Below are 5523 nucleotides of genomic sequence, written 5' to 3' on the forward strand. Positions count from 1 at the left end.
AAGCGGCGCACAAATGTTGTCGGTATCTTTCCCAATGATGCCGCTATCATCCGTCTCGTTGGCGCACTGCTCCTTGAACAGAATGACGAGTGGGCACTTGCCCGGCGATATATGTCACTGGAAAGTCTCGCCAAAGTAGTCGATAACCCTGTTCTCAGCCTGCCCGGCGTGGGCAGCTGAAACCGTGATCGCAGCCGAGACGGCGTGCACGAATTACACCACGCGATGGGACGCTACCCTTCTCGCCCGCGAAATCTTCTATGATCTACGAGAAGCGAAGGCCCTCACCGAAGGCTGGCGACACCACTACAATACAGCCCGACCACACTCATCGCTTGGTTACAAACCGCCCGCGCCAGAAGCCATCTTCCCCGCGACGTTCATACCGCCTTACTATGGGGGTGTAGCAGCATGAACGCCGCTACATGGAAACCGCCGGACTAACAAAGGCGATGGACCACCTCAGTGGGGCAGACCAGCGAACTCGATGATCCTCTCGCGCTCGATCTGGTTGAGGCGCAGGTGGCCGATATCGTCTCTGAGCTTGTTCAGGGAGTAAGCCTTCGAACGGCGCAGCGGTTTGCGTACATCCAGCATGTCGGCAATGTGGAGATCGACGAGATCGGCAACCGTGTTTATAAGGTTCGGGCGGTGCTTGGAGACGCTTTCTCCACGGTCCACCCGGCGCTCCATTTTGAGTGCCCATTCCTCGGCGTCCTTGCGGCGCAGGAATGACTGGGAGACATACCGTCCTTTGCGGCGGACCTGTGCCCGCCAATTGCCGGAAGGAAGCTTCGTGATTGACGACATTTCGTGTGCGCTCCGTGTGCACAGAGGGATCAAAACCGGTACAAACGTGTGCAAATCAGTGCACATGTTCTCATTATAGTCCTTTGAAACTACTAAAAAAATGAATAAAAATCAAGTACATAGATTTTTTGTTGCACCTATGATGGACTGGACTGACGCGCATTGCCGCGCCTTCCATCGCTGCCTGACGAAATCGGCCCTGCTCTATACTGAGATGGTCACGGCCGACGCCATCATCCATGGCGATCAGGAACGCCTGCTATGGGAGGTGCCCAGCAATGCACCGACCGCGCTCCAGCTTGGTGGGTCAGACCCGGAAAAGCTCGCGAAGGCGACGACGATCGGCGCATCCTGGGGATATCAGGAGATCAACCTGAACTGCGGCTGCCCGTCCTCGCGCGTCCAGTCCGGCTCCTTCGGTGCCTGCCTGATGGCCGAGCCGGACCTTGTCGCCGAATGTGTCGCCGCCATGCGCGACGCCACTGACGTCCCGATCACGGTCAAATGCCGCATCGCGATCGACGACCTGCCGGCCCGCGAAACCCTGTTCACCTTCATCGACAAGGTCACCGCTGCCGGCTGCACGAGTTTCACGGTGCACGCCCGCAAGGCCTGGTTGAAAGGCCTCAGCCCCAAGGAAAACCGCGAAGTCCCGCCGCTCGACTATGCGCTCGTGGCCGCGCTCAAGGCGGAACGTCCGCATCTCTCGATCACGCTGAATGGCGGCATCACCACGATCGACGAATGCCGCGAGCACCTGGAGGTCTTCGACGGCGTCATGCTCGGCCGTGCCGCCTACCAGAACCCGTCTCTGCTGGGCCATGTCGATGCGGAACTCGGCGGGCAGGGCGCCCCGCGTGTTTCCCCGCATGACGCGCTCCTCGCTTACCGGCCCTACATGGCCGAGCGGCTGGCGGCGGGCGTCGGCCTCCACGCCATGACCCGTCACATGCTCGGCCTGTTCAATGGCCAGCCCGGCGCCCGCGCCTGGCGCCGCATCCTGTCGGAACGCGCACCCAAGCCCAGCGCAGGGCTCGACGTGCTCGACGCTGCAGTGGAAGCCATCACATCTCAGGTGGTGTCCGTCGACTGACCGTTCGAGAAACACGAATTTGTTCTTCCTTTGTTCGTTAACCTGTGATGGCATTTTTCCTGCCGAAGGGGAAGGTCTGGATGGTTTGCCGCATCACGACATTCGCGTTCGAGAGCGTTGAGGCCCAGCCCGTTGACGTGCCGGCGATGCGCGCCCGGACAGGCCGAAGGCGTTCAGGCCGGGGCGCTGGCGCGGTAAGGTTCAGGCGGGGTCATTAAACGAATGCTAAAGCCTTGGGCCTAGGGTTTTCGGAGCATGACAGATACGCCCAAATTCAGCCCGACGCCGCAAGATGCCTTCCTGGCGACCGCGAGCCACGAGATTCGTACCCCCCTTAACGGTATTCTGGGGACCGTTTCACTGTTGCTGGAGACCGATCTAGAGCCAGCCCAGCGCGAATATGCCGAGACGATCCGCCTGAGTGGTGGACGCCTGCTCGACCTGCTCAACAATGTCCTCGATTATGCCCGGCTTGATGCCGAGGCCGTCGAGCTCGAAACTGAGAGCTTCTGTCCGATCCGGCTCGGCCGCGAAGTGATTGAACTCCTCAGCCCGCGGGCCCATGCCAGCGGCCTCGACCTCGCCGTACGCGCATCGCAGCTGCCGATGCCGACCTTTTCGGGCGATGCCGGCCGCATTCGCCAGATCCTGTTCAATCTTGTCGGCAACGCGCTCAAATTTACCCAGAGTGGCGGTGTGCTGCTCGATATTACGGCCCGCGATGACGGGCTGGAATTGCGGATCATCGACACGGGCCCGGGCATCGCGCCGGAAGACCTCGATCATTTGTTCGACGCCTTCCATCAGGTCGACGCAGAGGATGCCTACAAGGATGGCGGCGTCGGACTTGGCCTGGCCATTGTGAAGCGCCTCACCGACCTGCTGGGGGGTGTGATCAATGTCGTTAGCTCGCCGGGCTGTGGCGCGGTGTTCTCTGTTATCTTGCCGCTTCAACGGTCCGAGCAGGCGACCAGTCATGATGAAATTGTCCTGGGCGGCAAGGTTGGACTGGTTGGCTTGCCACCCGTCACATGCCTGTCGATAGCCTCAGCGCTGAAAGACGTGCAGGCCGTGCCGGTCCTGATCGACCCGTCGCGCGGACGCCTGCCAAAAGGCATTGATGTCCTGCTGATCGGCGCAGACCTGCCGCAAGCAACCGTCAAGGCCTATGCCAAGCTTGCGCTTGCGCTTGTTGTCATACGCCCTGAGGACAGGGGCGCGCTGCCGCGTTTCCGCAAACTTGGTTGTGTTGGCTGGCTCGTGCGTCCGCTGCGCACATCGTCGCTTGCCGAACGGATTTTCCTCGTGCGTTCCGGTGGCGAAGCCGTAGACGAGCCGGAAGCGGAAACCGGCGCGGGTCACATCCTCATTGCGGATGACAATCCGGTCAATGCGCTAATCGCACGCCGCGCCTTGGAATCGGCGGGATTTACCGTCACAGTCGCGTCAACTGGCAGCGAAGCACTGGAGGCCGCAGGCGAAATGGATCCCGTTCTCATCCTGATGGACCTTCGGATGCCGGTGATGGACGGTTTCGAAGCCATGCGCCGCTTGCGGGCAGCGGGCTCCTCTGTACCGATCATTGCCGTCTCGGCAGAGATTAATCCGGATATTGAGCGCCGTGCCATGGCTGCAGGCGCCGATGGTGTCGCTGCGAAACCGCTGGATGCCGAGGCGCTCCGCAGCCTCGCCATCCGCTGGACGGCGCCTCGGGCTGTGTCTGCAGGCGTCGCATGAGCGAGGCGGCGGTCCCTCCGCTCCCCCTGAAGAAACCAGCTCGCGTCGTTCGCGCCCTCAGGGCTCTGCGCGACCGGCGCATGGCCGCCATGGCGCTGTTCGCCTTTGCCGCCGGCCTTCCCATGGGCGTCACGCTCGGTCTGCTCAATGCCTGGCTCACCAAGCTCGGCATTACGCCCTCGACCATCGGCACACTGTCGTTGCTGACACTCGGCTATTCATTCAAATATCTCTGGGCGCCGGTCTTCCAGACAGCCCGTCCGGCTCCGCTCACGGGATTCCTCGGCGGTCGCCGGTCTTGGCTGCTCCTGTTCCAGGGCATCATGGTCGTCCTGATCGGCATCTTTGCCTTCACCAATCCGGCTGAAAATATCGGCCTCGTCGCGCTCATCGCGCTGGCTATCGCCCTCGTCTCCCCGACACACGACATCGTGCTTGATGCCTGGCGCATCGAGGTCGCCCGTTCGGATGAGGACAAGGACCTGATGTCCGCGCTCTACCAGTTCGGCTACAAGTCGGCCGGCTTCATTTCCGGATTCATCGCGCTGCTCGTCGCGGCGCGGGCTGGCTGGACGGCGACATTCCTGATGGTGGCCTTCGTGCTGGCCCTGTCGATGATTGGCAGCATCATTGCGCCAGAGCCGGCAAGTTCGAAGACGCCGAATGCCGACCGCCTGTCCTTCCTGTCCAGCCTGCCGCGCCGCGTTTCGACGCCTGCCGTCACGGTGGTTGCTATCGGCTGGCTCATCGGCTTTGCGATGATCCTCGTCTTTGTGATGCAGTCGCTCTTCTCAGCGACGCCACCGTCTGGCGGCACATTCGTGCGTTCCGAGGGTCCGTGGATTGTCGGACTGACCGTTCTGGTCCCAGCGATCGTGTCGGCGATCCTTGTCTTTCGGTTCGGGGCAAAAGCGGCTGAAACGCCTGCGCGCATTGCGAACGAGACGCGTGCTGAATCGGTGCTCCGCAACCTGTTTCGGGCGATCTTCGATCCCCTGATGGAGCTGATTTCACGCCTTAAATGGGGCGCCGTCCTGGTCCTGTTGCTGGCGCTGACCTATCGCTTCACGGACGCAGTCTGGGGCGCTTTTGCCTATCCGTTCTATCTCGGCGACCAGTTCGGCGCGCTTGGCCACTCGCTCGATGACATCGCCATCGCCTCCAAGTTCTTCGGCGTCGTTGCCACCATACTCGGCTCGCTGCTCGGGGCTGTGTTGATCGCCGTACTCGGCCGTATGCCGGTCTTCTTCGTCGGGGGCATTGTCGCGGCCGCAACCAACCTGCTCTACGCCGACCTCGCAGCGGGCGCGACCGTGCTCGACGGGTTCCTCCACATCTCGCATCTTGGACCACCGCTCAGCGCGCTGGCGGACTGGGCCGCGAAACTCTCGCCTGATGTCGTGGCTGCAGACCAGGGACAGCGCATGGCGCGCCTGATGGTCACAATTTTCGCTGAGAATATCGCTGGCGGCTTCGCGCTCGTCGCGATCACGGCCTACCTCACGTCTGTCGTGAATCCGCGCTTTGCCGCCGTGCAATATGCGTTGCTCGCTTCGCTCACCATGCTGATCGGCACGTTGGGCCGTCCGTGGCTCGGCGAGATCATCGAGAGCCAGGGCTATTATTCCGTGTTCATGATCACGTTCTGGCTCGGCGGCGTTGCCGTCATCCTGTCGGTTCTCGAATGGATGCGCCAGGCTCGCGACACGAGTGGGTCAACGAGCCTGGTTCTGGCGCAGGACGACTAGAGCGGTTCTGTCTTTGACAGAATCGGACGGATTCCCAGACACTTCGAACTCTGATTCAGTTTCCGGACTGGAAGAGGAGGTTTATCACCATGGGCAAGTACTATTCCGTTGATCTTCGCGAACGTGCCGTGGCGG

General features: G+C 61.6%; 5 protein-coding genes and 1 pseudogene. 5 read left to right on the forward strand and 1 reads right to left on the reverse strand.

From position 1 onward, the window contains the following. The coding region (locus ACESNB_RS08900; protein ID WP_373006417.1) for a transposase at nucleotides 1-180 on the forward strand (180 nt) is incomplete at its 5' end. A gap of 58 nt (nucleotides 181-238) precedes the next feature. Then, nucleotides 239-415, forward strand: a pseudogene (locus tag ACESNB_RS08905) (integrase core domain-containing protein); the annotation flags it as partial. Between the two features lie 47 nt (nucleotides 416-462). Here ACESNB_RS08905 and ACESNB_RS08910 read toward each other — a convergent pair. Next, the gene (locus ACESNB_RS08910) at nucleotides 463-810 is read right to left on the reverse strand and encodes a hypothetical protein (RefSeq protein WP_373006419.1); all 348 of its coding nucleotides are present in this window, start codon (nucleotides 808-810) and stop codon (nucleotides 463-465) included. A gap of 100 nt (nucleotides 811-910) precedes the next feature. Between ACESNB_RS08910 and dusA the strand changes: the two genes are divergently transcribed. The 3 genes from dusA to ACESNB_RS08925 all read left to right on the forward strand — a co-directional run bounded on the left by dusA (nucleotide 911) and on the right by ACESNB_RS08925 (nucleotide 5388). Continuing rightward, on the forward strand, nucleotides 911-1903 hold the full coding sequence (gene dusA / locus ACESNB_RS08915) for a tRNA dihydrouridine(20/20a) synthase DusA (RefSeq protein WP_373006421.1): 993 nt from the start codon (nucleotides 911-913) through the stop codon (nucleotides 1901-1903). A 255-nt stretch (nucleotides 1904-2158) separates the two neighbouring features. Further along, complete coding sequence (locus ACESNB_RS08920) at nucleotides 2159-3640, forward strand: ATP-binding protein (protein WP_373006423.1); 1482 nt, start codon at nucleotides 2159-2161, stop codon at nucleotides 3638-3640. After that, on the forward strand, nucleotides 3637-5388 hold the full coding sequence (locus tag ACESNB_RS08925; protein WP_373006425.1) for a beta-lactamase induction signal transducer: 1752 nt from the start codon (nucleotides 3637-3639) through the stop codon (nucleotides 5386-5388). The genes ACESNB_RS08920 and ACESNB_RS08925 overlap by 4 nt, the downstream gene beginning before the upstream one ends. Nucleotides 5389-5523: the final 135 nt, after the last annotated feature.

Origin of the sequence: Hyphomonas sp., assembly GCF_041689225.1 — a bacterium.
In the GTDB taxonomy this organism is placed as follows: Bacteria; Pseudomonadota; Alphaproteobacteria; order Caulobacterales; family Hyphomonadaceae; genus Hyphomonas.